The organism is Arthrobacter agilis, from assembly GCF_002953615.1.
Classification (GTDB): Bacteria; Actinomycetota; Actinomycetes; order Actinomycetales; family Micrococcaceae; genus Arthrobacter_D; species Arthrobacter_D agilis_B.
Window position 1 is genome coordinate 2,416,077 of record NZ_CP024915.1, and the last position, 4,316, is coordinate 2,420,392.

Consider the following 4,316-nt stretch of genomic DNA (forward strand, 5'->3'; position numbering starts at 1 on the left):
CAGGGCCATCGGATCGAAGTCCAGGCGCTCGGCGATCCCCAGGACGCACAGCGTGCCATCCATGGACAGCACACGGAGGTAGGGCGTCAGGTCGTGGGGCGCCGACGCCGTGTCGAGCACGAGGTCGTAGGAGTCGGTCCGCGCAGCCATTGCAGCGGCGTCGGTGGAGAGCACGACGTCATCGGCTCCGAGCGCGTAGGCGGCGTCGGCCTTGGCGGGGGACGTGGTGAAGACGGCGACGTGCGCGCCGAGCGCCTTGGCGAGCTTGACCGCGAGGTGCCCGAGGCCGCCGACGCCCACGACGCCCACGGTGCTGCCCGGCCCCACCTGCCAGCGCCGCAGTGGTTCCCACACCGTGATCCCCGCGCACATGAGCGGGGCGGCGGCCGCGGCATCGAGCCCCGGTGGCACGGAATAGGCGAAGTCCTCGCGGACCACATACTCCCCTGACCACCCGCCCTGCGTCCGGCTGCCGTCGTGCCGGTCGCGACCACCGTAGGTGAGGGTCGGGAAGTCGTGGCAGTAGTTCTCCTGGTGCGCCCGGCAGGCTGCACAGCGACCGCAGGAATCCACGATGTTGCCGACGGCGACGCGGTCACCGACGGCGAAGCGCGTGGCGGCGGAGCCCACGGCCGCCACCCTGCCGGTGAACTCGTGGCCGGGGACGAGCCAGTCCTCACCCTGCGCCGCCGACGCGATCGCGTCGAGGTCGCTGTGGCAGACACCGCAGTAGTCGATCGCCACGCGGATGTCGTCGGAACGCAGGTCCCTCCGCTCGAAGTCCCACGGAGTGACGCCGTCCGACCCCTGGTGCGATGCGAAACCACTGACCTGCCGCATGGGTGCTCCTCCACTTTTCCAACTGCCTGGTTACTTTCGGCCCAGACTACTCCCGTGCGGAAGAAAAAGAAACCAACCGGTTGGAATATGCTGGAGGGATGGGAAACAGCGACGCGACCAAGAAGCGGATCCTCGAGGCGGCCACCGAGGAATTCGCGCACTACGGCATAGCCGGAGCGCGCATCGACCGCATCGCCCGCCTGGCACAGGCCAACAAGGCGCAGCTGTACGCCTACTTCGGCAACAAGGAACAACTGTTCAGCGCGGTGCTGAGCGAGCGACTCCGTGCGATCGTGGACGCCGTCCCCATCGACGGCGAGGACCTGCCCGGCTATGCGGTGCGCCTGTACGACGACTACCTGGCGCATCCCCTCGTCGTGAAGCTCGCCGTCTGGACCCGGCTCGAGCGCGCCCCCTTCGGCGGGCTCGGACCCGAGATCGGCACGCTCGACCAGGCGAAGTTCGCATCGATCGCCGCGGCCCAGGCGAAGGGTCTCGTGGACCCGGGGATCCCACCCGCCGAGCTGTTCTCCCTGGTGATCGCGCTGTCCATGGCGTGGTCGCCGGTGAGCACCACCGTCGCCGCCTCTCCCGACGACGACGAGGAACAGCACGAGCGCCGTCGGCACCTGATCTCGCTCGCCGTCCGACGCCTCATCACGCCCGACGCATAGCGCCCGGGCTTCCGGTTGGAGGTCGCGCGTGGTGATACTGGGTCATGAATGCTCCCTCCCCCGCCGTGGACGCCGCCCTCGGGCAGCCCGACCACCCGCTCGCCCACCGGAAGCGGGGCCGCTTCGAGGAGCTCGTACCCGCCTGGCAGCGGGCGTAGGTGGCCGGCATGGAGACCGCGGCGAATTCCGTCACCCTCCGGTTCCTCGCCTCCCCCACCGACCTAGGACACAGCGGCTCGGTGGACGCCGGCACCGTCCTCGAATGGGTGGACAAGGCCGCCTACGCCGCCGCCGTCGGCTGGGCGAAGACCTACTGCGTCACCGCGTACGTGGGGAACATCCACTTCGCCGACCCGGTGGCGGTCGGCGACCTGGTGGAGGTCGAGGCCACGATCGTCCACACCGGGACGTCCTCGATGCACATCCGCACGGTGGTCTCGTCCGGTTCCGTGTCGGGCGACGACGGCGGGCAGCGCAGCGAGTGCCTCGTGATCTTCGTCGCGGTCGGACCCGACGGCAAGCCCGTGCCCGTCCCCGCCTTCGAGCCCCGCACGGACGCCGAGCGGCTGGACAGCGACCATGCCGTCGCGCGCATCGAGGTACGGAAGGCGATCGTCGAGGAGATGCGCCGCCAGGAGTACACGGAGGCCGGCACCGCGGAGCGCACGGTCCTCCGGTTCCTCGCAGCACCCACCGACGTCAACTGGGGCGGGAAGGTCCACGGCGGTACCGTCATGGACTGGATCGACGAGGCCGCCTACGTCTGCTCCACGCGGTACTGCGGACTGGACACGGTGGCCGTCTTCTCCGGCGGTGTCCGGTTCCTCAAGCCCCTGCGGATCGGCGACGTCGTCGAGGTGGAGGCGCGCCTGGTCTACACCGGGCACAAGGGGATGCACGTCGCGGTCCACGTGCGGTCCGGCAGCCCGAGGTCGCGGGAGATGGCGCTCACCACCACCTGCCTCACGGTCATGGTGGCGCGCGACGACGAGGGCACGGCCGTGCCCGTGCCTGTCTGGGTGCCGCGTTCGGACGAGGACCGCCGGCTGCACGAGCACGCCCGGAGCCTGCTGCTGATCCGCAGTCGGGCGCCCGGGAGCATCCTGCCCACGCACCTGCGGCAGGATCCGGGCGCCGAGCCCGGTGTCAGCCGATCGTCGCGGACCGCGCCGGGACGCTGAGCGTCTTGCCGTAGGCCGTCACGGAGCGCGTGATGGTCGTGGTGTTGACTGCGACGACGCTGCCGCTGGACAGCCGTACCACGGTGACGCCGGAGTACTTCAGCGGTGCGGCGGTGGCGTAGGCGCCCGATGTGACGGCCTTCGTGAGGGCCGTGACCTGTGTGTCGGCCGCGGTGACCGACGCCGTGGTGACCGTCTCGAAGTTCGCGTCGTCGTCCCAGGCGTTGTCCTGGCAGGTGGACTCGGCCTGCGAGAGGGTCACGGTCATCGGGCGGGCGGCCGCGGTGCGGGTCTGGAGCAGGTGCCCGAGCGTCATGCGGTGGTCGAGCGTCCGCCGGGTCTTCCCTGCCGAGACCACGGCCGCCCTCGTCCCGAAGCCGTCGCGCAGGCACGGGGCCGAGCTGCCGATGTCCTTGCCCTGGCCGTACGCGGTCGTGGGCAGTTCGCGCAGCGGCACCGAGTAGTCGTGCTCCACCACCGGCATGCCGGCCGCGGTGATGGCCTGGTACGCCGTGCTCGCCTGCTCGAGGTCGACCAGCGGCAGCGGACGGCCCGTGCCGTTGGCCACCACATGCTCCCGGAGCGCGAAGTCGACGGTGCGCGTGGCGGCCAGTTCCTTGGCGAGGCTCACCTGGTTGCTCCATGCCGGGTAGACGCCGAGGTTCACGGCGACGGGGATGTCGCGGCCCATCGTGCGGGTCAGGGTGGCATCGAACCGTTTGACCGCGGCGATCAGCGCGCGGCCGTAGGCGTCGTCATCGGCCCAGGGGCCCCATTGCCCGACATCGACCATGTCCTGGCCGTGGGAGGGGGACATCGAGGCGTCGTCGAGGAAGAAGCCGTCGAACCGGGCGGGAGCCGCGTTCGTCGTCCCGCGCTGGGCGTCGGTGTTCAGGATCCTGCGCGCCGTGGCCGCGCAGGCGTCGGCGTAGGCCGGCGACAGGTTCGCCACCGTCAGGTACGGGAAGTCCGGGTAGCCGGCGAAGCCGTCCTCGCTCCGTGCCACCTTCGTGTTGGAGGTGGTGACGGCGAACTGGCGGCCCGCCGCCGTCGCGGTGTCCGCGCACGAGTTCTGGAAGACACCGTTCCAGGACTCGAAGTCCCTCATGGCGCCGATGTTCAGGTAGGCGAGGAAGGTGGTTCCCGGGTTGGCGGCCTTCATGTCGGAGAGGGTGCAGTCCCCGGGGGCGTCCGTCGTGGCCATCATGGGATCGACGATCGCCACGGAGACCTTGCCCGTGAGTGCGGCCCCGGGGCAGAGCAGCTGGCCCTGCCGGTAGCCCTGCAGGTACGCGGGCAGCTGCTGCCCGGAACTCGTGGTCAGGCTGCCGGCACTCGCGGGCGTGGCGAGCGAGCAGACGGCGAAGACGGCAGCGAGTGCCGCGGAAACGAAGGTTGCCCCAGCGGCATTCAGTTTCATACCCACATGATGGGCGAGCCGGCGACCGCCGGACAGGCGGAAAGCCCTACTGGACGCAATCCTGAGGAGAACCTGCCGAAACGACCGCCCGTCAGTGCCCGGGGCTGCCCGTCATCGTGCGGGACGCCGGAAGAGGACCCCTCGGTGCGGCTGGAGCACGACCGAGCGTGGCGCGGGCCGGCCCTCGGAGTCGACCCTCTA

At 70.5% G+C, this 4,316-nt stretch carries 4 protein-coding genes; 2 read left to right on the forward strand and 2 right to left on the reverse strand.

The genetic code is table 11. The features are described 5' to 3' along the window. Positions 1-840 (reverse strand): NAD(P)-dependent alcohol dehydrogenase (locus CVO76_RS11785; RefSeq protein WP_208739383.1); only part of this gene is annotated, 840 nt, incomplete at its 3' end. A gap of 98 nt (positions 841-938) precedes the next feature. On the opposite strand from CVO76_RS11785, the gene CVO76_RS11790 reads away from it, so the two are divergent. Both CVO76_RS11790 and CVO76_RS11795 read left to right on the forward strand, forming a co-directional pair. Next, the gene (locus CVO76_RS11790) at positions 939-1,514 is read left to right on the forward strand and encodes a TetR family transcriptional regulator (RefSeq protein WP_208739384.1); all 576 of its coding nucleotides are present in this window, start codon (positions 939-941) and stop codon (positions 1,512-1,514) included. 167 nt (positions 1,515-1,681) lie between these two features. Beyond that, positions 1,682-2,695, forward strand: a complete 1,014-nt coding sequence (locus tag CVO76_RS11795; RefSeq protein ID WP_208739385.1) for an acyl-CoA thioesterase — start codon at positions 1,682-1,684, stop codon at positions 2,693-2,695. Here CVO76_RS11795 and CVO76_RS11800 read toward each other — a convergent pair. Next, positions 2,661-4,115, reverse strand: a complete 1,455-nt coding sequence (locus CVO76_RS11800) for a hypothetical protein (RefSeq protein ID WP_208739386.1) — start codon at positions 4,113-4,115, stop codon at positions 2,661-2,663. The two genes, CVO76_RS11795 and CVO76_RS11800, sit on opposite strands and share 35 nt — an antisense overlap. Positions 4,116-4,316: the final 201 nt, after the last annotated feature.

Coding starts and splice junctions, on each gene's coding strand:
- CVO76_RS11790 (WP_208739384.1), top strand. CDS start 939: ATGGGAAACAGCGACGCGACCAAGAAGCGGATCCTCGAGGCGGCCACC.
- CVO76_RS11795 (WP_208739385.1), top strand. CDS start 1,682: ATGGAGACCGCGGCGAATTCCGTCACCCTCCGGTTCCTCGCCTCCCCC.
- CVO76_RS11800 (WP_208739386.1), bottom strand. CDS start 4,115: ATGAAACTGAATGCCGCTGGGGCAACCTTCGTTTCCGCGGCACTCGCT.